Source organism: Novosphingobium oxfordense (assembly GCF_044029435.1).
Taxonomy (GTDB): Bacteria; Pseudomonadota; Alphaproteobacteria; order Sphingomonadales; family Sphingomonadaceae; genus Novosphingobium.
In genome coordinates this window covers 1761117-1784711 of sequence record NZ_CP147008.1, presented here as the reverse complement: position 1 = coordinate 1784711, position 23595 = coordinate 1761117, and the positions used below count along the sequence as shown (strand labels likewise).

Below are 23595 nucleotides of genomic sequence, written 5' to 3'. Positions count from 1 at the left end.
GTTTCTTCCGCTTGCAGTGCTCGCGGCCACAGTTCTGCCGGGCATTGCGCCAACGCCTGCCCACGCAGAACCCACCGAGGCCTGGCAAGCCCCCACCCTTTCGATCACCCGCTACGACGAAGACTGGTCCGACCTTGCCGACGCCGAAAAGCGCGACCATCACTGGACCGGCCAATTCAAGTACGTGCCTCTCAGCGATGACATCTGGCTCTCCACCGGCATCGAACTGCGCGTGCGCAACGAGAACCTGGAAAACAACCTCTGGGGCAGTGCCGAGGCTCCAAACGACAGTTACGTCTGGTTCCGCGCGCTACCCTATGCCGATCTTCACGTCGGCAAGCTGCGTGCATTCGTGCAGCCGATCGCCTCGGCATCGGCCAGCGTCGCGCCGTCACCTGGCCCGGTGGACGGTACGGGCCTCGACCTGCTGCAGGGCTTCGCCGAGGCCGATCTTGGCCCGGTGACGCTGCGCGGCGGGCGGCAGATGCTTTCGCTCGGGACCGAGCGGCTGATCGGCACACGCTACGGCCCCAATGTGCCGCTCGCCTTCGATGGCGTGCGGGCGGATGTGAAGCTGGGCACAGCGAAGATCAGCCTGCTGGCGGTGAAGCCCGTGCAGGCCCGCAAGGGCGATTTCAACGACCGCACCTCGCCGGACAAGTCACTCTGGGGTGCCTACGCCACGCTGCCCAGCCTCGATCTCTACTACCTCGGCTACCGCAACGACGCCGCGCAGTGGGGAACCCGGCAAGGCACCGAAACGCGCCACAGCCTTGGCGCGCGTTGGCATGGCACGCGGGACGCCTGGCATTGGAATGTCGAGGGCGTCTACCAGTTCGGCCGCTTCGCAGATGGTCCGATCTCGGCCTGGACGCTGGGAACCGAACTCGGCCGCGCCTTCCCGGACGCCCCGCTGGCGCCCGATCTCACCGTGCGCGTCAACGTCGTCAGCGGTGACGGCAAGCGCGATGACAACCGCCTGGGCACCTTCAACGCGCTATTCCCCAAGGGCAAGTATTTCGGCGAACTCTCGCCGGTCGGCCCCTACAACATCGTCAATGCCTATTCCTCGCTCGGCATGCAGCTGGCGCCGGATGTCTCGGCCAGCCTCGCCGCGATGGCCTATTGGCGGTATTCGCGGGAGGACGGTATCTACGACATTCCCGGCAACCTGATCCGCGACGCGGGAGACAGCCGCGCGAAATTCGTCGGCAAGGAAGTGGAGGCGACACTGGCATGGCAGGCGACTGCGGAACTGGAACTCTCCGCCTCGCTCTCCGCCTTCGCGCCGGGCGCCTTCATCCGAGAGACCGGATCGGCCAAGACCATCCGCATGCTCGGCCTCGAAAGCAATTTCCGGTTTTGAGGAATTTCGATTTCATCGAACAAATCGGTCGATTTTATTCGGATACCTGAGAAAGACGCAGCCACCTAGACCATCGGCATCCCCCCAAACCCGAAGGATTGACATGACCCCCGCCCCAGCATCCGCCGCCACGAAATCCACCCTGCCGCGCCTGCTGTTGCTGCTCTCCGCGACGACCGGCCTTGTCGATGCGGCTTCCGTGCTCGGGCTCGGCAAAGTGTTCACCGCCAACATGACCGGCAATGTCGTGTTCCTTGGCTTTGCCGCAGCGGGAACGCCAGGCTTCAAGGTTATCCCGGCCCTGTTTGCGCTGTTCGCCTTCATCATCGGCGCATGGGGTGCAGGGCGCCTTGCCCGCGCGCATGTCGAACTGCCACTGCGGCGCTGGCTGCTCTGGGCCGCTGTGATCGAAGCGGGATTGCTGTGGATCGCTGCTGCCATCTCCACCCGGATCGACATCGCCGCACAGGCCCCGGAGATCGCGGTGCTCTCGGTCATCGTGCTGACCGGCTTCGCCATGGGCCTGCGCAACGCCACCGTGCGGTCGCTCAAAGTGCCGGACCTGACGACCACCGTCCTCACCCTCACCATCACCGGCATCGCCGCCGACATGACGGGCAAGGCCACCTCACCCAATTTCGCCCGCCGCTTCGGCGCGGTGCTGTCGATCTTCCTCGGCGCAGCGGTCGGCGCAGCGCTGCTGCTTCATGTTGGCCTTGCCGTCCCGCTGGTTCTGGCCGGCGCGATCGTCCTCGGCGCCACGGTCCTCTCCGCCCGCGATCCCGCATTCGGCGAACCGCACAAGGCATGACAATCCCGGGGGGAACGGCGCAGCACGTTCCCCCCCTTGAGATCGACCCCGCCAATGCCGTTCTATTTGGCCGGGAGCTTCGCCAGATCGGCGTCGATCCTGGCCAGAACCTCGTCAGTGACGCTGTCCGCAGAGTAGGACTGAATTTGTTTGAGCGTCATCCCCCGAGCCATGTCGAGCTGCGGATTGTTCACGAGATCGGGCAGGTGCTTCACGAGGATGGCTTTGGTCGCTGGATTGTCCAGCAGGTCGCCGATCGAGCTGGTGGCCGTAGTATAGGCCGGTGCCGCAGCCGGCGCCGATGATGCGGAAGGCGCCGCTGCTAGCGCCGGCTGCATTGCAGACAATACAGCAAGGGCGGCGCCCGCCGCGAATATCTGACGAACCATGGTCTGTCCTTTCTTCCTCTCTGGAACCGGCCGGGCTTCATTCCCGGCCACAACGATGCCAACATTCATCCCGGCCGCCGTGGCATCCGACTGGCCAAAAAATGGGCGGAGCCGTCCAACGCCGCCGCCCCAGTCGGGAGATTTTCAGCGCGAACCGAATGCGACCCGGAAGGTGACGCCGAATTCGCGCTGCGCGGTGGCGGTTACGCCTGCATAGCGGCTGTTGTAGACGGTGGAGCCGATACCAGCGACGCTGAAGGTCGGCGGCGCCAGATAGACATCGGTCACCGCAGTGAACTGGGCCAGATCGTCCTGCGAGATCAGCTTGGTCGTCTCAAACACGTTCTTGGCATAGACCGTGATTTCCCAGCCCCCGTTTGCCGATCGCAGGCCCGCGAAGAGATTGAACAACCCATATGCCCCCACATCGTCGAAGGCGTTGTTGGGGTCCGTCTTGGACTTGCCGCGCCAGCTGAGCAGCCCGCGCAAATAGGCATCCATATCGTTGGCAAGCGGGTGGTTGTATTCGGCCCGCACCACGCCGGTCCAGTTCGGCTGGAAGGTTGCGCTCTGCCCACCGCCGGGACATACCGCCAGGCGTTCGTCGCCATAGGCCTGCTCCATCTGGGCAAGCGTGGGCGTAACCGTATCCGGCACCCCGTCCGACCCGACGGCGCCGGTCTGGTTGTTCAACGCATCGGTGCAGGCCAGCAGCGCATTGCCGATCTTGCTCTTCGCATAATTGAGGGTGGCGCCGAAGCTCCACCGCGGAGTCGGGTTGAAATCGAGTTCCGCCTCGATGCCGTTCACCTTCACTGGCACGGCGCTGACGAAGTTGAAGTTGCCGATGGTAGGTGCGCCGGCGGAATTGATGTTGATATAAGTGATGCCTGCGCCGCCCGCCCGGTAGGGGTAGTTCTTGAACTTCTGGTGATAGGCAGTGACGTTGAACGTCAGCCTGTGGTCCAGCCAATCGGACTTGAGACCGATCTCGTAAGACTTCGAGCTTTCCGAAGGCAGCGATACGTGGGCGACTTCGTTCGGGGTATAGTCGGCATGGGTGAAATTGCCCACCGCGACCACCGGCGGGCGCCATGAACTGCCGGTGGAGGCGTAGACCATCAATCCCGGCGTGAAGCGGTGCTTGATGCTGGCGCTGTAGATCGTGGTATTCTCGCGCACGTCCGACTGGGTACCATTCTGCCGCGTGCAGGAGCCCGCCTGGTAAAGCTCAGGCGTGCATCCGATGAACAGGCCGTCGCGGAAATCGGTGAAATGGATGCGGCGCAGCCCGCCCGACAGTTCGGTGGCATCGCCAAGATGCACGGTCAGATTGCCGAAGACCGATTCTTCCGTTGGCGTTCCCTTGGGCAGATAGATCGGCGTGTCCGTCACACTGGGCGCCGCGATCGGAACACCCAGACCGGCAAGCCGAAGCTGGGTGATGCTCTTGTCGCTCAGGATCGTGGTCGAGGGCACGGAATAACGGAAATAGCCGACCACATAGTCGAACAGGCCGGCCACCCTATCAAGGTTCTGAAGCCTGATCTCATGGCTGGAGGTGGTGCCCCAGGTCTTTGCGTTCTGGGCGATTTCCAGATCGGGAAAGAAGTTCGCCAGATCGCGCACGCCATTGCTCAGGTAACGCTGCCGCGTGCTGGAACCGACGTAGACGAGCCGTTGGCCAAGGATGTCAGCCTCCGCGTTCCAGTTGAAGAACTGGAACTTTTGCGAGACGCTGCTGGGGCGCGACTGGACCGACAGATAGTCGCCGAGGGAGATCTCCCCATAGTCCGGCGCATTGGCGGACGGCACGTAATCCGGATTGTATTGGCTGACCGAGCGCACTTGATCATACCGCAAGGAATTGGTCTGCATCCCTTCGTAGAGGAAGCCGAAACGCAGCCATTGGGTCGGTTCGAACCGCACTGCGGCGCGGATTGCATCCGTCTCGGCGCGCGGCTTCACATCACTGTTCAGGCTGGTGACGCGGTTGAGACGATCAAACTTGTGCAGGCCGGCAACCCGGATTCCCAGCACGTCGCCGATGATCGGAACGTTGATCGCGGCGTTGACGTTCGCCGTCGATCCCGATCCGAACGTGCCCGACACATAACCGCCCGGCTCGACGAGATCGGGCTGCCGCGTCGTCACCGTGATGGAGCCGGAAGGCGTCGATCGGCCACGCAGCGTCCCCTGCGGCCCGCGAAGCACCTCGATCTGGCCGACATCGTACATCGTCTGGAAGACGAAGTTCGACGGAACCGGCGCATCGTTGCGATAGTACTGGATCGTGCCGTTCTCGGCGCTGACATTCACGTCATGATTGACGCCGCGAATGGACGACGATGTGCCGATACCATTGGCATTCGGAGTGAGCTGAAGCCCCGGCACAACCGATCCGATCTGAGTGAAATCGCGAATGTTCAGCTTGTCTATCGTCTCCGACGTGACGGCGTTCACCACCAACGGCACGTCCTGCAGGCTTTCGTCCCTTCTTCGGGCCTGCACGATAATCTCGTTGGCAAACGCGGCTTCGGCACTTGTCGCCGATTCCGGCGCAACTGCCGGCGGCGCGTCCTGCCCAAATGCCGGTGCCGCCATGGCGAGCAGGCTTACTCCCGCCAGTACGAAAGCCATATCCTTCCGCATGCAAATCCTCCCCGTTATCTTTCGGAGGATTTAATGCGATACAGTGTCGCATTGGTCAACTATTTTTAGATTATTGGACTTACCATTCGCCAGTGCGATTGTGCCTGGCCTTCAAGCGCAAGCACGCCTCTGGACGCCGGGCGAAATCGCCCGGCGTCCAGCGCGCGTATTCCTAGAGTGCAGCAAGATCCGCGTCAGTGGCATCAAGGGCTTCGTTAGTGAATTGCCCCGGAGCAAACTTCTGGATCGACCGAAGCGTCATCGATTTGGCCATGCCAATTCGCTTATCCGAGGTGATGCCCGGGAAATGGCGATCGAGAACCTCTCTCGCGGCCGGGTCCTTAAGGAGGACGGCCAGTTTGGTATCCGCAGTGGAATAGCCGGCACCTTGAGTCGCGGATGTCGCATGCTCCAGCGCGACGGGTGCAGTTGCGGACTTCTGGATGATGGACGGCGCCTTGACGGCAAGGTCCACGCCATCGGCCGGTGTCAACTTCAGGTGGAGTTCGGACAATCCACGAATGATGAAGCTTGGCTCAAAGTCCAGCTTGCGCGCGCCTCGCGGGCCGTGCCGTGCCTCGTCCAGATCGATGTTCGACGTGAACTTCAGCAGCTTTTCCAGAATGATCCGAACCTCCACGCGCGCAAGCGGCGCCCCCGCGCAGGTGTGTGCGCCTCGGCCGAAAGCGACGTGCTCCTTGATCTTCGGGCGATCGAGCTGGAACGCTTGCGGATCGTCCCAGCGCCGAGGATCGCGATTGGCGCCTGCCAGCGAGAGCATGATCTTGGTGCCCGCGCGGATTTCCCGATCGCCGATACGGGTATCCTTCCGGGCCAAACGTGCGGTCTGCTTGGTGGACCCTTCCAATCGCAGGACTTCCTCGATCAGCGCCGGCACAAGCGACGGATCGGCGCGCAGCCTGTCCTGCAGGCCGGGCTGGTCGACAATGTAGCGCATCGCATTGCCCAGCAGCTTGGCGCTGGTGTCCTGCCCTGCGCCGAACATGAACATGCCCAGCTTCACGATGTCCATCTGGTCCGGCAAGGTGCCGTCCGGATAGAGCGCGTTGGAAAGTTCCGAAAGAATATCGTCCTGTGGGTTCGCACGGCGGTCGGCCACGTATTGCGCGAAGTAACCGCCCATGATCACGAAAGGGTGGTCTGCCGCGTCCAGGTCCAGTTCGCCGTCAAGGTTGCCCGGCGGCGGAGCGTTTTCGATGATTTCCATGAACCGCTGGCGGTCTTCGGCCGGAATGCCCAGCAAGTCGGCGATCACCAGCGTCACAAAAGGTGTTGCAATCTTGCGGACCAGTTCCACCCTGCCATTGGCGACGGCATCGCGCACGAGTTCGTCCGAATAGGCCTGGATGAACTCTTCATTCGCTTTCAGTCGCGATGGCGTGAACAACCGGTTCACTAGCGCGCGCAATTGAACATGGGCGTGACCATCCAGATTGACCAGCAGGTCTCCGCCATGGAAATCCAGTCGATGCCCCTCGATCGCATCGGTTATGTCAGGCCCCTGCGGGGTGAATGGCAGCGGCGCGGAGGCACCTTGCAGTCCGATGATCGCCGAATAATCGTCCGTGTTCCGCATGATCTCAAGGGTTTCCTCGAAACCCATGACCATCAGGTAATCCTTGCCGGGCGGCTGATAGATCGCCCCCTTGCCGCGAACCGCCTCGAAATAGGCATAGGGATCGACCAGGATTTCGTGATCGGTGAAGTAGTCGCGATCTGCCAGTTCCGTCATGTCTGCTTGCTCCTCTCCCGGTGCATCCGCACGCAGGGAATTCCGAAATTTCAATCCTCAGGGGCGATAGTGACGCGCAGACCGTCCAACGCGTCGGTAATCTGCAACTGGCAGGACAGGCGCGACTGCGCATTGCGGTGGCTGGAGGAATCCAGCAGGTCGTTCTCGTCCTCGCTCATACCCGCCAGCGTGCCGACAAACCCGGGCTCGATGTGGACATGACAGGTCGCGCAAGAACAACAGCCGCCGCACAGTGCGAGCAGTTCGTCGAACCCCGCATCCCGGATCACTTCCATAACGGTCTGGCCGATCCGCGCCTCGAGGCGCTTCTCCTCTCCGGACGCTCCCACAACAACGATTGATGCCACAGCCTGTGCCCTCTCCTGTCCAGGTTCCGATGTTTTTTTGACTTGCATCCTCGCCGGCCCACCTGCTTGTGCCGGTGCCGTCACGAGGGATTGTCACGATGCCGAATTCCGACTTACGCGACACAGTGTCGCATACATCTACCCCCTCACGGGCGTCAAGCCCGAAGGACGCGCGTGCCGTCCGGTCCAGCAAGGCGCTGCGCGATGCGCTGCTCCACCTGCTGGAGCAGAAGCCCTTTGATCAAATCACCGTGCGCGACATCTGCGCGACGGCATCGATCCATTACGCGACGTTTTTCCGCCATCATCCGAGCAAGGAAGCCTTGCTGGAACATGTCGCGGCCGACCAGATCGCCACCGTCGTCGACCTTTCGATGCGGATCGACGTGGGCATCGGCGACGAGACGGCATTCCGGGCGATCTGCCAGTACATCGACGAGCATCGCGCGCTCTGGACCGTGCTTCTCAACGGCGGCGCCGGCCCGGCGATGCGGGAGGAATGGCTGAAAAAGGCGAAAGCGGTCGCGGCGGAGCGCGAGCCGTTGGGCTCCTGGCTTCCCAAGGACCTTGGAACGATCTGTTCCGTCGCAATCATCGTGGAGACGTTATCGTGGTGGTTGGATCAGCCGCGCGAGAGCTTCACGATCTCCGATATCGCCGGCTACCTTCACAAGCTGTTGTCGAAGTCGACACTCGCCGCCGATTGACCGACGCGCAAACACGCCCGTCGCAACCAAATGCGACGGGCGTGCAATCTGCCGCAGCGCGGCAGAACTAGGCGGCGACGCCACCGTCCAGCAGCAGCGTGCTTCCGGTCATGAACATCGCCAGGTCGGAGGCGCAGAACAGGATGGCGCGCGCGATATCGTCCGCCACGCCTACCCGGCCCAGACGGCTGCCGCCGATGCCCGGAATAGGGCAACTCTTGATTGTTTCCTCATCCCATTCGGCGATGAACATGGTCTTTTCCGTCAGCGAAAAGCCGGGGGCCACGCCCAGCACGCGAATACCGTGCCCGGCCAATTCAATGGACATCTGCCGGGTCAGGCCGACCACGCCATGCTTGGAGGCGCAATAGGCCGCCTGTCCTTCGGAAATGCCCATGACGCCCGCAAGCGACGCGACATTGACGATCACCCCGCCGCTCTGCCTTGCCATCATCCGGCGCGCCGCCTCTCGCGCACCGACGAAGGCGCCCCTGAGATTGATCGCCAGCACGTTGTCGAACTCCTCGTCATCCAGGTCGAGCAACGGCGTGAAAGACGGAATCCCGGCGTTGTTCACCCAGATATCCAATCCGCCAAACAGCCTTTCAGCAAGATCGGCCACCGCCGTGATCGAACCCGAATCCGCCGCATCCATGCAGACGGATTTTACATTCGCGGAATAGCGTTCCGCCAGCTCGCTGGCCGTCTGCGCGGCAGCCTCCTCGTCGATATCGGCGATCAGCACGGCTGCCCCCGCTTCGGCGAGCCGCCGCGCCGTGGCCTTGCCAAGTCCCCAGGCAGCCCCGGTCACGACGGCGCTTCTGCCTGCAAGTGACACGAGATCGGCAATGGAACGATCGGAAACATCCGGAACAGGCATAGTCTCAACTCCCCTTTTTGGCATCCGCCTTTTCGTCCGCACCGGACACGGCGTTGACCGTGTCCAGTGATCCTGTGGGGCGTGCCGCGCCTTCGTTTCGAGAAAATCGATTCGCGGCCCTTGCCTAACTACGGGCTGGACTTCGCGCAAGTTGTGCGCCACCATATCGCATAAATTACGTAAGCGCCTGCCGGGCGATGGCTTCGAGAACGTAGCCATTGCTCGCGCAAGGCGTCCGACAAGAATCGTCAGGAGAGGGAAAAGCAATGACTGCCAATAGAGTTGTCGTGGTTACCGGCGGCGCATCCGGAATCGGTCTGGGCGTCAGCCAGATGTTCGCGCGCAAGGGGCATCCGGTTGCCATGCTGGACGTGCAGGATGAGGCGCTGGAACGGGAATCGGCGGCACTGCGGCAGGAAGGCGCAACCGTCCTTGCCCGCAGGGTGGACGTGACCGACCGCGATCAGATCGACGCAGCCTATGCCGACATCCGCCGCGAGCTGGGGCCCATTGCGATCGTCGTCGCGAACGCAGGCATCAGCGAGAGCATCCGGTTTCTCGACGTTTCGGCCGCGACCTGGCAGCGGATGATCGACATCAACCTGACCGGCGTTTTCAACACCGTACAGGCCGCGCTGGCGGATATGACCGAAGCCGGATGGGGCCGGGTCATCACCATTTCCTCGCAGGCCGCCCAATCGGGCGCTGCCGATCGCGCGCATTACGCCGCAGCGAAAGGCGGCGTCATCGGCCTTACCAGAGCGCTCGCCCGCGAATTCGCGGCCAATGGCATCACGGTCAACACGATCCCGCCCTCAGTGGTGGCCACGCCGATGGCTGAGCGGGGGATTGCCGCCGGTACATTCCCACCGCTGGAGGTTATTTCGCAGCATATCCCCATCCCCCGCCCCGGTACGCCGGCAGATATCGCTGCCGCTTGCGAATATCTCGCTTCGGACGGCGCCAGCTATGTCACCGGGCAAGTGCTGGGCGTGAACGGCGGCATGTTCATCGGGTGATGCTCCGGCCGGCAAGTGCCCGCACCTGCCGGCCATTTCCAGGAAAGACAAAAAAGGAAAGCTGGCCCGATGGGAAAGACTGCAACTGCCAATTCGCTTCGCATCGTCCAATGGGCCACCGGAACCGTCGGGTCCGCAGCCATGCGCGCGGTGATCGGCCACCCGGACCTGGAACTCGTGGGCGTGAAGGTCTATTCCCCCGCAAAGGAAGGCATGGACGCGGGCGAACTGTGCGGCATGGCCGAGACCGGTGTGAAAGCCGTGCGGGACATTGCCTCCATCCTCGCCCTGAAGCCGGACTGCGTGCTCTACATGCCGGAACAGACGGACTATGACGATGTCTGCGGCTTGTTGGAAAACGGCATCAATATCGCCACTACCCGGGCCGAATTCTTTCACCCCGCCAGTATGCCGGCGGACATCAGGGAGCGGATCGAGGCCGCCTGCCACAAGGGCGGAAGTTCGCTTCACTCTTCTGGCAGCAGCCCGGGTTTCATCACCGAAGCGCTGCCGGTCGTCCTGCTTTCGCTGGCAAGGCGCCTGGACCTGCTGCGGATCGACGAGTTCGCCAATTGCATCGACGGCTGCTCGGAGGAAATGCTGCTGGGCATCATGGGCTTCGGTGAAAGTCCGGAGGCCTTTGCGGATCGCCAATTCCATGAACGGGACGAAGTCTTCAACCATTCGCTGCGCGCCCTGGCCGACGCCCTGGGCGTGACGATCGACAGGTTTGAGGTCAGCAGCGAAGTCGCGGTTGCCCGGCAGCCGACCAGGCTACACCGGACGACCATCCCGGCCGGATCCGTAGCGGCCCAACGCATGGTGACCACCGGCCTGCGCAATGGCCAGCCGGTCATGCAATTCCGATGCAACTGGTTCGTCACGCCCGATCTCGAACCCGCGTGGGATTTGCGTCCGGATGGTTGGCGCGTGACCGTGGAAGGCGATACGCCGCTGGACATCAGCATCGGCTTTCCCATTCCGGTTTCGGAACGTCAGGCCACGCTGCCCAACCTCACCGCGCATCGGCCGGTCAACGCCATCCCCTATATCTGCGCCGCCCCGCCGGGCATCCTGACCACCGCGGACCTTCCACAAGTGGCTGCCGCGCTGGGCTGAACTGTCCGTTATTTCGTATGGGGCGCAAGTTCTGCACCGGATGCCTGCCCGATGAAATGAATCTCTGCCGCATGTCCGCTATCCGATTGATGAAAAAAATTTTATCGTCGGATGGCGGAAGCTTCGCCTGAACTGGCTCTTAGCCCTCGAACACGGTCTCGGCCGTCAATAATCGAGGGTAAAGTACATGTCAGTTCGCCATTCGATGCTTGCGGGGCCGGCGGTGATCGCTGCGTTGGCAGTCGCCGCACCGGCACATGCGGAAATACGCCAATTCGATATTCCGCCCCAGGCTGCCGTCACCGCCATTCCGGAATTCGCCCGTCAAGCCCACGTCCAGATTGTCGCGTCCGCACGCGACCTTTCGGGCGTACGCACGCCGGCAATCAAGGGATCCATGGATTCGCGCGATGCTCTGCGGCGGCTGATAGCCGGTTCGCGCCTCCAGATCGTGGGCGACGACGGCCAGACTGTAACGCTGCGATCAAACCCGGTCGGCACACGCAAGGGTGGACGGGAAAAGGGCGCGGTAACCGGTCGCGTGTCCAACACCGCCACCGGCCGTTACCTGCACAATGCCGAAATCCGCATCGAGGGGACCGAGATCGTCGCCCACTCGGACGAGGACGGCAGCTTTCGCATCGGCGATGCACCCGCAGGCGATGTAAACGTAGTGGTGCGCTACACCGGGTTGAGGGACTTTTCGCAGACCGTCCATGTCGAAGCGGGATCGCCGGCTTCGCTGAAGGTGGACATGCAGCCATTGACGTTCAGCGCCAATGGAGAGGACAGCCAGGCGATCACCGTCGTCGGTACGCGTTCGGGCCAGGCCGCCGCGCTGATGAAGCGCCGCACCGCAATGAACGCGATGACCGTGATCGACGCAGACAATTTCGGCGCGCTGACCATGGGTGACGTCGGCGAGTTCCTGAAGAACATGCCGGGCATCTCGCTCGACTATGTAGAGGTCGACGCCAATGCCGTGCGCATCGGCGGTCTCGATCCCAAGTATTCTACCTTCACGACCGACGGGGCCCGCATGGCCACGGCGACATCCAACAACAACGCCGGCCGCCAGAACTCGTTCGAGCAGATGTCGATCACCGGCATCTCGCGGATCGAATTGAACAATACGCTGACCGCAGGCCTGGACGCCGACGCACCGGGCGGAACGATCAACCTCGTCAGCAAATATGCGTTCGAGCGTCGCAAGCGGCTGTTGCAGATCCAGATCGGCGCCATCGGCACGTCGGATTCGCATCTGGCGCAGATCTACATGCCCGACGACAAGAAGCACGCAACGATCTTCCCTTCGGCGCAGGCCAGTTATGCCGACGTGTTCCTCGACGGACGTCTGGGCGTGGCGATCAGCGGCAGCTACAACGCGAACTTCGTGGAACAGGACCGTGTGCAGACAGACTGGTCCTATCTCGCCGACGGGCGCGTACTGCCCTATCAGGTGATGTGGCGCCCCGGCCCCAAGTTCACCCATCGCGAGGCGGTGAACGCGGCAATCGACTACAAGTTCTCGGACAAGCTGGCGCTTTCGCTGCGCGGCACGTATTCATTCTATGACGTAGAATACTTCAACCAGTATACCTATCTGCAATTCGGCACATCGACCAAGAGCTATGCCACCGCGGATTCGACAGGCACGCATATCGTCGTCAATCCCAGCGGCACGAACACCAGCGTCAACACCCAGTATTCGCACCGCTACGCCGCCACGCCGGCAATGATCTTCACGCCCAAGCTGGAGTACAAGGACGACAAGTGGGAAGTGGTATTGCGCGCGGCCTATTCCAGCTCAGAATACAATTTCCGCGACGGCAGCCGTGGCTTCTTCGTCCGCGACGATACCAAGGATTCGGGCATCGGCTTTACGCTGGACCGTGATTCCACGGAATCCCCCGCCTATACGCTGACGCAGACGGCAGGCCCTTCGTGGGGCGATCCGGACAACTGGAAAACCGTCAGCAATACCGTGCGCTCATCCGAACCGACGCGGTGGATCACCAGTACGGCGGCAATCTGGACATCAAGCGCAAGTTCGACGCCGGCCCGGTGCGCACGACGGTGCTGGCAGGCGGGGGCATCCGCACCAATGAGTGGCATACCAACGAAGGATCCTACAACCTCTATAACTACGTCAACCCGACCACCGGCTCGATCCTACCGGCAACGCAGAACTACCAGTTCGGCATCGTCGGCTTCGACGCAGGCAACCTCAATGCCCAGAACTGGCGGGCGGACAGCAACTACGCCACTTGGGCGCTGTTCCAGCAGCATCCAGAGTACTTTGTGGCCGATACGGTGGGGAACCTGCAGCGCGACTACCTGAACAACAAGCGCGTCCGCGAAACGATCACCTCCGGCTATGGCGAAATCCAGGGCGAGTTCCACAAGCTGAGGTTCGACCTTGGCTTGCGCTACGAGGCGACGCGGCAAGGCGCCCTCGTCACTCAGACACGCTCCGCGAAGGAAGTCGTCGCCGCCGGCTATACCGCAAACACCGTCGATTACGTGAACTACCAATACTACAACGGCGAGCAGGTTTGGCGGAAAGGCCATTATGACGACTGGTTCTTGAGCGGCGGCCTGAAGTACGATTTCAATCGCCATCTGGTGGCGCAAGTCGCCTTCAGCCAGGCGATCCTGCGGCCGGATTACGGCAATGTCGGCGGCGCAATCTCCGTGAACGACACCACTCAGATGGTGACGGTGCCCAACCCGCTGCTGAAGCCGGAGCATTCGACGAAGTACTACGCCAGCCTGCAATATTACCTTGAGCCCGCAGGGATCGCGGCGGTCTCATTCTATCACCTCGACGTCAAGGACATGCAGGTCACCGGCGTCACTATCGACCCCGAGGATGCCGGATTTTCGTCCAGCGACTACAGCGGCTATACTTTCGTCAGCACCGTCAATCAGCCGGGCACCAGCAGCACCAACGGCGTCACCGTGGAATACGACCAGCAGCTGACATTTCTGCCCGGCGTGCTGAAAGGGCTGGGGCTTCGCGGCTCGTTCACCTGGGTCGATCCGGACGGAGTGCGCGTGAACCTGCCCAACTATTCGGCGAACTGGGGCGTGCGCTACGGTCTGGGGCCGATCGACTTCCAGCTGACCGGCAATTTCCAGTCTCACTATCGGACCAGCGCGCTCAGCAACACGCCCGCAACAGCGGCAAACGGCATCCTCTACCATGCCGATCGCACGTTGTGGAACATCAGCGCGACCTACAAGGTGACCGACCAGATTTCACTGCAAGTGGCCGGCCGCAACATCACCAATGCGCCCGACATCGTCTATTCCAACATCCGCAGCCGCGTACAGCTCTACAGCGTCTACGGATCGATGTGGAATGCCGCGATCAAGGTGAAGTTCTGACCCTGCCCCTCCGACAATCGGGAACAACCATGTACCTTACTTTAGATCGCCGCCGCCTGGTGCTGGGCGGCAGCCTTGGCCTTGGCGCGCTGATGCTCGCGCCCGGTGCGGTTTTCGCGCAGCAGGCGGCGGCGGGTTTCACCCACGCCGTCGCAAGTGGGGAGCCTGGGCCGGACTCCATGCTGCTGTGGACGCGCTATGTCGCCTCAGCGGGGGACGAAATTCGGCTCGACGCCGAAATCGCGCTCGATCCGGAATTCGCGAAAGTGGTTTCGGCCGGCGCCGTCCGCACCGGCGCCTGGCGGGACTGGACCGCGAAGATCACGCTGGACGGGCTGAAGCCGGGTACCGTCTACTGGTATCGCTTCATCGCGCCCGACGGCAGCCGATCGCCGGTGGGCCGCACCAAGACCCTGCCCGAAGGCAATGCCGCGCGCTTCGGGCTGGCGGTGTTCTCCTGCTCCAACCTGCCGATGGGCTGGTTCAACGCCTACGGCCATGCGGCGGAGCGGTCCGACCTCGACCTGTGGATGCACGTCGGCGATTACATCTACGAGTACGGCCCGGCTTCGTACCACGGCCCGGTGATCGCCGGGCGCACGCTGGAACCCGATCGCGAGATCCTTGCCATAGTCGACTATCGCCAGCGTTATGCCTGCTACCGCGCCGACCCGGACCTGCAACGCCTGCACCAGAACGCCCCGATGGTGGCATTCTGGGACGACCACGAATCCGCGAACGACAGCTGGGAGGGCGGCGCCCAGAACCACCAGCCAGCCACCGAAGGAGACTGGAACCCGCGCCGCGCCGCCGCAATGCAGGTCTATCGCGAATGGATGCCGGTCAGCGACGAGCCGTGGAAGGCCTATCCGATCGGCAGCCTGGCAACGCTCTACCGCACCGAATCCCGCCTGCTCGCCCGCACCCGGCAGGCGGACATCGGCGCCGCGCTCAAGGCCGCCGATCCCGATGCAGCGCTGACCGCCTTCCGCGATGGCGCTTGGCAGGATCCTTCCGCAACGATGCTGGGATCCACGCAGGAAAGCTGGCTGGCCCACTGCCTGAAAGCCAACGCCCGCTCCACCGCATGGCAACTGGTGGGAATGGGCACGATCATCGGTCGAACCCTGATGCCCAAGGATGCGCCCAACTGGCTGAAGCCCGACGCCAGCGCGCGCGTGATCGCCGAATTTCGCGATAACGTGCGTGCCGCCCGCCATGGCCTGCCGATGTGGATGGACCGGTGGGACGGCTATCCCGCCGCACGTTCGCGCCTGCTCCACGCCGCGCAGCAGGCGGATGCCGATCTGGTCATGCTCTCGGGCGACAGTCACAATGCCTGGGCCTTCTCTTTGGTCGAGGATGGCCGCCCCGCTGGCGTGGAATTCGCCGGACACAGCGTCACCTCCGGCGGACTGGAAGGCAGCTTTGCAGCCGATCCGCGCATGGTCGCACAGGGATTTATCGAAACCAATCCCGAACTGGCTTGGGCCGACACCAGCCGGCGGGGCTACATGATGATCGAGATCACCCCGCAGCGGGTGACAGGTGAGTGGCTGTTCATGCAGACGATCAAGGACCGCACGGCGGCACTGGCCGACACCCATCGCATGCATGTGGACCATGGCCGTCGCAGCTTCTCAGCATAGGCATCTCCGAACGGCGGTCTTCGCGCGTGACGAAGACCGCCGTCATTGCCCATTGAAGCGCAGTGACAGCCTGCTATAGAGCGGGCGTCGGAAAAGGCAGGCTTGGTCTGGTCAGCCCAAGTCCTTTCGGTAACGAAAGCTCTGGTCTTTGGCTTCGCGCCCGGGATCCCCGCGACGAAAATCTGGCGCCACGCGCGTTGGATGGTTCGTCCGCGTGATCCCCGGTTCGAGGAACGCTCCGGTCGAACTTGATCGACGCAGGAGTATCCATGTCCAATTCACCGCCCCTCACCCATGACGTCATCATTGCCGGCGCAGGTCCGGTCGGGCTGTTCCTTGCCTGCGAACTGCGGCTCGCGGGCGTTTCGGTGCTCGTTCTTGAGCAGGAGGCCGATCCGTGCTCCCCACTCAAGACATTGCCGTTCGGAATGCGCGGACTGTCTGCGCCGACGCTTGAAGCCTTCGATCGCCGAGGCCTGCTGGATGCGGTCACGCAAGCCTGCGGTGCCAACGAATCCTCCGGCGCTACCAAAGCCTCCGCACACTGGATGCAGCAGCGACAGCGCCGGCCCGGGGGGCATTTCGCCGGAATCCCGTTCGCCAGCGAGGATGTCGATCTCTCGCGCTGGCCATACCGGCTGCCGGGCCCGGCGGGGACACAGTTGCCCGTGGACATGCAATCGCTGGAGACGGTCCTGGCCGAGCGCGCGATGGCCATGGGCGCGGAGATCCGGCGTGGTTCCGGCCTTGAGAATTTCACCCAGACGGACGACGCGGTGACCGTTCGTGCCGGCGGATCGACATATCACGGAAAGTGGCTGGTCGGCTGCGACGGGGGCCGCAGTACAGTGCGCAAGATCGGCGGCTTCGACTTCGCAGGCACCGATCCCGAATTCACCGGCTATTCCATCGATGCCGAACTTGCCGACCCCGATGTGCTGCAAGTCGGCCGCACCCTCACGCCGACGGGCATGTACACTTATGCCAAGCCCGGCACGATCGCGATGGTCGATTTCGACGGCGGCGCTTTCCACCGGACCCAACCGATCACCCGCGACCACGTCGAGACCGTCCTCCGACGGATTTCGGGGACGGATGTCACTCTCACCGCGCTACGGCTCGCCGCCACCTGGACCGACCGAGCCCGACAGGCGACGGCCTATCGCCACAACCGCGTCCTGCTTGCGGGGGACGCTGCGCATGTTCATTCCCCGCTAGGCGGGCAGGGCCTGAACCTCGGCATCGGCGACGCCATAAATCTGGGCTGGAAGCTGGCGGCGACGATCCGTGGACAGGCGCCGGACGGCCTGCTCGACAGCTACTTTATCGAACGCCATCCGGAAGGAGCCCGAATTCTCGACTGGTCGCGCGCGCAAGTTGCCCTCATGCGCCCCTCTCCCGCCACTCGAGCGCTCGGTGGGATCATTCGCGATCTTATCGCCACCCGCGATGGCGCCACCTATTTCGCCGGGAAGGTCTGGGGCCTGTCCCTGCGCTACGACCTTGGCGGCGATCATCCACTGGTAGGTCACAGCGCACCCGACTTCACGTTTGTCGACGGGCGCAGGCTTGGCGAACTGCTGCGCGGTGGGAAAGGACTGCTGCTGGATTTCGCGCCCCATGCACCGCTACGGACGCGGGCCGAACGCTGGCAAGGGCGGATCGACTATATCGCTGGCGAGGTGAACGATCGGCTTGGCTTGGCCGCGCTGCTCATCCGCCCGGACGGCTTCGTCGCCTGGGCAAGCGACAATGAGACAGACCTAAACGGCCTCGAAGCAGCCGCGTCCCACTGGTTAGTCAAATCGTGACGAACGGCATGCCGCGAGGGACAATGCTCCCCGCGGCACGCCGTGCATTCAAAAGGTATAGCGCGCCCCGATTTTGAACGTACGGGGCTCGATCACACGGCTGAGCCGGCCTTCCACCGGACCATCGGCATCGAACGAGGGGATATAGGACTCGTAGTAATAGGCGATATCCTTGTCCCGGCTGTTGAAGATGTTCAGCCCTTCGCCGTAGATTTCGATCTTCGCACCCTTCCACGCCGCGCGGGCGTTGAAGACCGTGCTGCCCTTGTCGCGCACGCTGTTGTCCTCAACCAGCGGATAGGGGCCGAGGTGGCGCACGCGGATGCTGGCCTCCCACGGCTCCAGTACGATGGCGGCACCTGCGGAGGCGGCATTCTCGAAAGCGTTGGGGATGCGATCGCCATTGGCGTAGCGCGAGTGGTTGTACGTATAGTTGCCATCCAGCGCCAGCCAGGGCAGAGGACGCCAGAAGGCGACCACTTCGTAGCCATGTCGCTTGCTGGCGCCGGTCGGCTCAACCGCGTTGGAATCGCCCACGAAGCGCAGTTCGCTGCCGACGTTGAGCCACCAGTAGGTTCCCGTCAGCGAGAACGTGCCCGCCTGGAACCGTCCGCCGAGTTCCTTGCCGGTGCCGCGCACCAGCACGGGCACCGGCGTCTCGATATTCACGGCGCCGCGCACATCGTTGGAGTGGAAGCCACGGCCCCAGTTGGCATAGACCTCGAACTGCGGGGTGACCTCGTAAGCGGCAGAGAACTTGGGCGAAACGATGGAATCGTGCCCACTGCCCTGCCCCAGTTCGGCCGCCGCCTCGTCGCGTGCGCGAACCGAATAGTGATAGTAATCGCCGCGCAACCCGCCCGTCAGACGCAGGCCCGCAAGCGGCTTCCACGTCGCCTCGCCATAGAGCGCGCCGGACAGCTCCTCTACATGATAGCGGCCGAGCGAATAGAGCAGTTCGCGATCCGCCGTGCGATTGACGCCGACACCGCCGATATGATCGTAGCGATTTTCGGTGCCGACCGAGAGTTCAAGGCTGTCCGCCAATTGCCACTGCTTGCGTGCGGTAAGACCGGTCACCCAGCGCTTGTCGAACTGTTCGATCTGCGCGCTGGTCCCGTCCGGGTCGGCGTACGTCGGGTTCGAGAACATGTCCCAGTCGTAGTACTGGGCATAGACATTGGCGCTCCATGTCGCCTGCGTCACGCCGATATTGCCGACAAAACGCGTCGTGCGGCCGCGCGCGGAAGGATCGGGCGAGCAGAACACGTCCGCGCAGATGTCCGAACCGATGATGCGTTCGGGGATCTGCTCGGTGGGCCGCCAGGTCGCGTGATAGGCATGGAGCGAGGCCTGAAGCGTGCCTTCGCCCATTGGCACTTCGTACTTCGCGAAGCCTGAATAGTGGCGCAGATGCTCGGCTTCTTCCCACGGCCCGTCATAGCGCTTGGTCTGGGCAACAAGCGTGAGATCGCCGCCCCCAAGGCCCTTGATCGTGCCACCGGCGGCAAGGCGGCCGGAGTTGTAGGAGCCGCCTTCGACCGAAAGCCACGGGCGGTCGAATGCATCGATCGTGCTCATGTAGGCCGCGCCTGCCAGTGCAAAGTCGCCGCCGTCGGCGCGGTAAGGGCCCTTGCGGAAGTCTTCGCGCGCGACGATCTCCGGGATCAGGCCATTGAGGTCAAGATAACCCTGCCCGTGGCCGTGCGTGCGCAGGTTCATCTGCACACCATCGATGTAGGTGGTGAAGTCGGTGCCGTGGTTCAGGTTGAACCCGCGCAAGAAGTACTGATTGGCTTTGCCGCTGCCCGAATGCTGGGCGGCGACCATGCCCGGCACGGCCTCCAGCAGTTCCGCCACGCGCAGGAGCGGGCGGACCAGCAGGTCGGAACCGCCCACAGATCCCTCGCTGGCCGCATGAGCCGTGCCGATCTTGGCTTCGCCGCGCCCGAAGACGAGGATTTCGTTGGAGCCCTCGGCCGCGCCATTGCTGGCGGCCGCTGCCGCCGCGGGCGCATCGTCGGCATAAGCGGGCGCGATACCGAAAGTGGCGACGGCGCCGAGAGCCACGCCGAAGCGCAGCGCTGCAATGTAGATAGTCATCAAATTTCCCCCGGCGCCTGCGACTGGGGGTGAAGGCGTGCCGCCAGCGACGGTCGGCGCGCGCAGACGGCCGGACGCCCGAGGCGACCGTTACGCGAACCGATGCGGCCTTCACCGCTCGTTCGTCGCTCAGACGGAAAAACACCGGGCCCCGGCCATCCCCTGGGCCAAAGCGTGAGCGACCAGACGCCGGCAGGTCTCCTGGCTCACGGGTCATCGCTTGATGCACGGCCTTCCCAGGCCCCGCATGATTTAGCGTCCGGCCCAGTGGCTGCGGCGGGCGTCCTTGCCCCGCCGCGATATGCATCGCGCTCACCGCTTACAGTTGCAGGGACAGCCTCGGATTCAAGGGCGAACCCTTTCACCGCGTTCCCTATTAAGCCTCTTTCAAGGCACCGGCGCGATCTTGCCGGACCCTTTTTCGGGGCCGGCCGGGTCAGCTAGCGGGGCTGAGAATGTTGCGCAAGCGCGAACTGCCGAAGCGCCAGGCCGCCGTGTCATTTTCTGCCGGGGCGTTCCTGTAGAATGGAGACCTGCCACGAGAGCCATCGGTCCATGCGGGAAATCAGGGGTTCTTTCCCGGGCATCTCCGGAAAAACCTCGATAACATGGAGCGCGGACAACACTAATCTCGCTCCGATGTATCCTACTGGCTGCAACGGAGTTTGAAGATGGCAAGGATTGCACTGGCGGCCGCACTGGCAATCGCGATGGCGACGCCTTCCGTAACTTTTGCGAAAGTTTCTTCAGACGCGACGCCCGGCGTCAACTTCGCCGATTACAAGACCTTCTATTTCGTCAACCCGGGCCCCCCGGCCGGAATGGACCCGGTTGCATATGAACGCATCCGGATGGCGGTAGAACAGGGCCTGACCAGCAAGGGCTATACCAAGGCGGACTCGGGTGACCTTGCTCTGATCATCACTGTCGGCGCCAAGGACAAGACCGACATCGACACCTGGGGCGCGTTCGGGCGCCAGGTCGACGTGCACCAATATACCGAGGGTCAGCTGTCCGTGGATGCGTTCGATGCCAAGACGAAGCGTCCGCTCTGGCATGGACGCGCCGTCGACGATGTCGGCTCGAAGATCAATCCCGAGAAGATCGACAAGGAAGTGGGCAAGCTGATGGCCCAGTTCCCGGCGCGCTCCGCGGCCTGAGGGTGTCTGGTTCCAGGCGGCTGCCGAAAGTGAACAGCAAGCCCCTGAGCCTGAGCCTGAGCCTGAGCCTGGGCCCAGACTGAAAATCCCCGACTGATGCAGTGGCGGGAGCAACCGATGGCGGCAATGTCAGGTCACCTGCGCCTGCTGCTTCCGGCACTTGCCCTGCTGGTGACCGGTTGCACCTCGATCGGTGCGCAGCGCATGGGCATAGACCGTTCCGACTATTCGATGCGCATGCTCCAGAACAACAAGGAGCAGTTGCTGCTCAACATCGTCGCGATCCGATACGGTGATGCGCCTGCGTTCCTCGAAGTCAGCTCGGTCATCAGCCAATACACACGCGAAGGTTCCCTCCGCGCAAATCTTGCGATCAATCCTGCGTCCGACAACGATGCGGGATCGGCAGGCGCCGACGTGCTGCTGCGCGAGACGCCCACCATCACCTACGCCCCGCTTTCGGGTGACCGTTTCTCCCGCAGCATGCTGTCGCCCCTGCCGCCGGCCTCGCTACTGGCGATGATGGAGGCGGGCTGGTCAGCGGAATATCTGCTTCGCCTGTCCGCCCGTTCGATCAACGGGGTGCGCGCCGGTGGCCACGATCCGTTGTTCGCGGATGCCGCGGATCCCCAGTTCATCCCGATCGTCGAGGCGCTGGGCCGGCTGCAACGCATCGGTGCGATCACGCTCCATGTCGAGCGTGACGAACACCAACACTTCACTGCAAAAGCGATTTTTTCAGGAGCGCTGTCCGACAAGGATCGCGCCGACCTGGCGTTCATCAGAACCGCCCTGAAATTGCCCGGCGGCGCGAAGGAACTGGCAATCCGCTTCGGCGGGGCTCAGACCGGGCCGGAACAGCTGGCGATCGGCTCCCGCTCCATGTTCGAGATATTCACGGAAATGGCGCAGGGCGTGGAACTGCCCGAAAAGGATCGCGATGGCCGTGCTGGTGAGACGCATCCCGATGCCAGCGGCATGCCCCTGCTGGTCCACATCCACAGCGGCCCAAGTCGGCCCGAAGATCCCCATGTTGCTGTCCGCTATCGCGGCAACTGGTTCTGGATCGACGGCAAGGACGCGGATTCGAAACGAATGTTCCTGATCACCCAGATCCTGCTGTCGCTCAACGATTCCACCAGCAGCAACACCAACGCCCCACTGGTGACCATACCTACCGGCTAAACCTGCGAATGGCGCGCGATCGTCTCGCGCGCCCGGCTATCGCTCAATGCCCCACCTCGGCATTGCACAAGCGCGGTTCGCCTGCCCTGCCTTTCGCCCGGGCCATGAACAGAACCGCCGTCAAGCCGAGGGTCGATGTCACAGCCCCGGCCAAGGCCACGGCGGGATAGCCCAGCCCGGCAGCGATCACTCCGCCGCCCAGCGCCGCCCCGATCGCATTCCCGAGATTGAACGCACCGATGTTCACTGACGAGGCAAGGTGAGGAGCATCGGCCGCTGCCGTCATCACCCTCACCTGAAGTGGTGGCACCAGCGCGAAACTCGCCACGCCCCACAGGAAGATCAGGATCGCTGTCGGCACGGCGTGGGGCATCAAAAGCCCGAAGGCGAGCAGGATCGCGGCCAGCGAGCCCAACGCGACGATCAGCGTGCGATCGACGGACCGGTCGGCGAAGCGCCCGCCCAGCCAGTTGCCCACGGTCAGGCCCACCCCGTACGTCACCAGCATCGCGGTGATGAAGCCCAGCGAAGCATGCGTAACCTCGCGCAGGATCGGCGTGATGTAGGTGAAGACGGTGAACATCGCGCTCGACCCGATTACCGTCAGGCCAAGGGCGCCCAGCACGGGACCACGCGCCAGCACGCGCAACTCGGCAACGGCGTCTCCATCGCTTGGCGCATGAATTGTCGGAAGCGTCAGCCGCAGCGCGATCATCGTGACGACGCCAAGCCCGGCGGTTCCCCAGAAAGCGGCGCGCCAGCCCAGATGCTCGCCGGCCCAGGTCGCCAGCGGCACGCCGACGACATTGGCAATCGTCAGGCCCATGAACATTGCGGCTACCGCGCCGGCTCGCTTCTGCGGCGGCACGAGGCCGGCCGCCACGATCGAACCGACGCCGAAGAACGCGCCATGGTTCAGCGACGTGACGATCCTCGCCAGCAGCAGCATCGAATAACTGGTAGAGATCGCCGCCAGCAGGTTGCCAAGGGTGAAGATAGCGGTCAGCCCGACCAGCAGGGTGCGGCGCGGCACGCGGCCGGTCGTCAGCGTCATCAGCGGCGCACCGATCATCACGCCGAGGGCATAGGCGCTGATCAGCAGCCCGGCGACGGGGATCGAGACGCTGAGGCCGTCGGCAATGACGGGCAAGAGCCCCATTGGCGCGAATTCGGTAACGCCGATGCCGAACGCGCCGATGGAAAGGGCGAGCAAGCCGGGGTTGAGCTTCATGG

At 63.3% G+C, this 23595-nt stretch carries 17 protein-coding genes, 1 pseudogene and 1 riboswitch; of the genes and pseudogenes, 11 read left to right on the top strand and 7 right to left on the bottom strand.

Annotated elements, in window-relative coordinates; all coding sequences use genetic code 11:
• The first annotated feature begins 16 nt into the window (after positions 1 to 16).
• Positions 17 to 1366 carry an alginate export family protein gene (locus tag WBP07_RS30530; RefSeq protein ID WP_395396988.1) on the top strand — a complete coding sequence of 450 codons (1350 nt, stop codon included), beginning with the start codon at positions 17 to 19 and terminating at the stop codon, positions 1364 to 1366.
• A 103-nt stretch (positions 1367 to 1469) separates the two neighbouring features.
• A complete protein-coding gene (locus WBP07_RS30525) occupies positions 1470 to 2177 on the top strand; it encodes a YoaK family protein (RefSeq protein ID WP_395396987.1) in 708 nt (235 codons plus the stop codon).
• Between the two features lie 62 nt (positions 2178 to 2239).
• On the opposite strand, the gene WBP07_RS30520 is transcribed toward WBP07_RS30525, so the two are convergent.
• The 4 genes from WBP07_RS30520 to WBP07_RS30505 form a co-directional block, all read right to left on the bottom strand.
• On the bottom strand, positions 2240 to 2635 hold the full coding sequence (locus WBP07_RS30520) for a hypothetical protein (protein WP_395396986.1): 396 nt from the start codon (positions 2633 to 2635) through the stop codon (positions 2240 to 2242).
• Between the two features lie 75 nt (positions 2636 to 2710).
• On the bottom strand, positions 2711 to 5218 hold the full coding sequence (locus tag WBP07_RS30515) for a TonB-dependent receptor (RefSeq protein WP_395396985.1): 2508 nt from the start codon (positions 5216 to 5218) through the stop codon (positions 2711 to 2713).
• Positions 5219 to 5390: 172 nt separating this feature from the next.
• Positions 5391 to 6971 (bottom strand): cytochrome P450, encoded by a 1581-nt coding sequence (locus WBP07_RS30510; RefSeq protein WP_395396984.1) that lies wholly within the window; start codon positions 6969 to 6971, stop codon positions 5391 to 5393.
• A 50-nt stretch (positions 6972 to 7021) separates the two neighbouring features.
• Complete coding sequence (locus tag WBP07_RS30505) at positions 7022 to 7339, bottom strand: 2Fe-2S iron-sulfur cluster-binding protein (protein ID WP_395396983.1); 318 nt, start codon at positions 7337 to 7339, stop codon at positions 7022 to 7024.
• A gap of 125 nt (positions 7340 to 7464) precedes the next feature.
• On the opposite strand from WBP07_RS30505, the gene WBP07_RS30500 reads away from it, so the two are divergent.
• On the top strand, positions 7465 to 8046 hold the full coding sequence (locus WBP07_RS30500; RefSeq protein ID WP_395396982.1) for a TetR/AcrR family transcriptional regulator: 582 nt from the start codon (positions 7465 to 7467) through the stop codon (positions 8044 to 8046).
• 67 nt (positions 8047 to 8113) lie between these two features.
• Here the strand turns inward: WBP07_RS30500 and WBP07_RS30495 are convergent, their stop codons facing one another.
• Entirely contained in the window at positions 8114 to 8857 is a 744-nt protein-coding gene (locus WBP07_RS30495; protein WP_395396981.1) for an SDR family NAD(P)-dependent oxidoreductase, read from the bottom strand.
• A gap of 335 nt (positions 8858 to 9192) precedes the next feature.
• On the opposite strand from WBP07_RS30495, the gene WBP07_RS30490 reads away from it, so the two are divergent.
• From WBP07_RS30490 to WBP07_RS30465, 6 genes and pseudogenes are all read left to right on the top strand, one after another.
• Entirely contained in the window at positions 9193 to 9945 is a 753-nt protein-coding gene (locus tag WBP07_RS30490) for an SDR family NAD(P)-dependent oxidoreductase (protein ID WP_395396980.1), read from the top strand.
• A 69-nt stretch (positions 9946 to 10014) separates the two neighbouring features.
• Positions 10015 to 11064 (top strand): dihydrodipicolinate reductase, encoded by a 1050-nt coding sequence (locus WBP07_RS30485; RefSeq protein ID WP_395396979.1) that lies wholly within the window; start codon positions 10015 to 10017, stop codon positions 11062 to 11064.
• Positions 11065 to 11251: 187 nt separating this feature from the next.
• Positions 11252 to 12178 (top strand): annotated as a pseudogene (locus tag WBP07_RS30480) (carboxypeptidase regulatory-like domain-containing protein); the annotation flags it as partial.
• A gap of 830 nt (positions 12179 to 13008) precedes the next feature.
• Positions 13009 to 14454 carry a TonB-dependent receptor domain-containing protein gene (locus tag WBP07_RS30475; RefSeq protein WP_395396978.1) on the top strand — a complete coding sequence of 482 codons (1446 nt, stop codon included), beginning with the start codon at positions 13009 to 13011 and terminating at the stop codon, positions 14452 to 14454.
• 29 nt (positions 14455 to 14483) lie between these two features.
• Entirely contained in the window at positions 14484 to 16103 is a 1620-nt protein-coding gene (locus tag WBP07_RS30470) for an alkaline phosphatase D family protein (protein WP_395396977.1), read from the top strand.
• A gap of 269 nt (positions 16104 to 16372) precedes the next feature.
• A complete protein-coding gene (locus WBP07_RS30465) occupies positions 16373 to 17914 on the top strand; it encodes an FAD-dependent monooxygenase (RefSeq protein ID WP_395396976.1) in 1542 nt (513 codons plus the stop codon).
• A 48-nt stretch (positions 17915 to 17962) separates the two neighbouring features.
• Here the strand turns inward: WBP07_RS30465 and WBP07_RS30460 are convergent, their stop codons facing one another.
• Complete coding sequence (locus WBP07_RS30460) at positions 17963 to 20017, bottom strand: TonB-dependent receptor (RefSeq protein WP_395396975.1); 2055 nt, start codon at positions 20015 to 20017, stop codon at positions 17963 to 17965.
• Positions 20018 to 20190: 173 nt separating this feature from the next.
• A riboswitch (cobalamin riboswitch) is annotated at positions 20191 to 20432 on the bottom strand.
• Between the two features lie 256 nt (positions 20433 to 20688).
• Here WBP07_RS30460 and WBP07_RS30455 point away from each other — a divergent pair.
• Both WBP07_RS30455 and WBP07_RS30450 read left to right on the top strand, forming a co-directional pair.
• Complete coding sequence (locus tag WBP07_RS30455) at positions 20689 to 21177, top strand: DUF4136 domain-containing protein (protein WP_395396974.1); 489 nt, start codon at positions 20689 to 20691, stop codon at positions 21175 to 21177.
• Between the two features lie 117 nt (positions 21178 to 21294).
• On the top strand, positions 21295 to 22362 hold the full coding sequence (locus WBP07_RS30450) for a hypothetical protein (protein ID WP_395396973.1): 1068 nt from the start codon (positions 21295 to 21297) through the stop codon (positions 22360 to 22362).
• Positions 22363 to 22405: 43 nt separating this feature from the next.
• Here the strand turns inward: WBP07_RS30450 and WBP07_RS30445 are convergent, their stop codons facing one another.
• Positions 22406 to 23593, bottom strand: a complete 1188-nt coding sequence (locus WBP07_RS30445) for an MFS transporter (RefSeq protein WP_395396972.1) — start codon at positions 23591 to 23593, stop codon at positions 22406 to 22408.
• Positions 23594 to 23595: the final 2 nt, after the last annotated feature.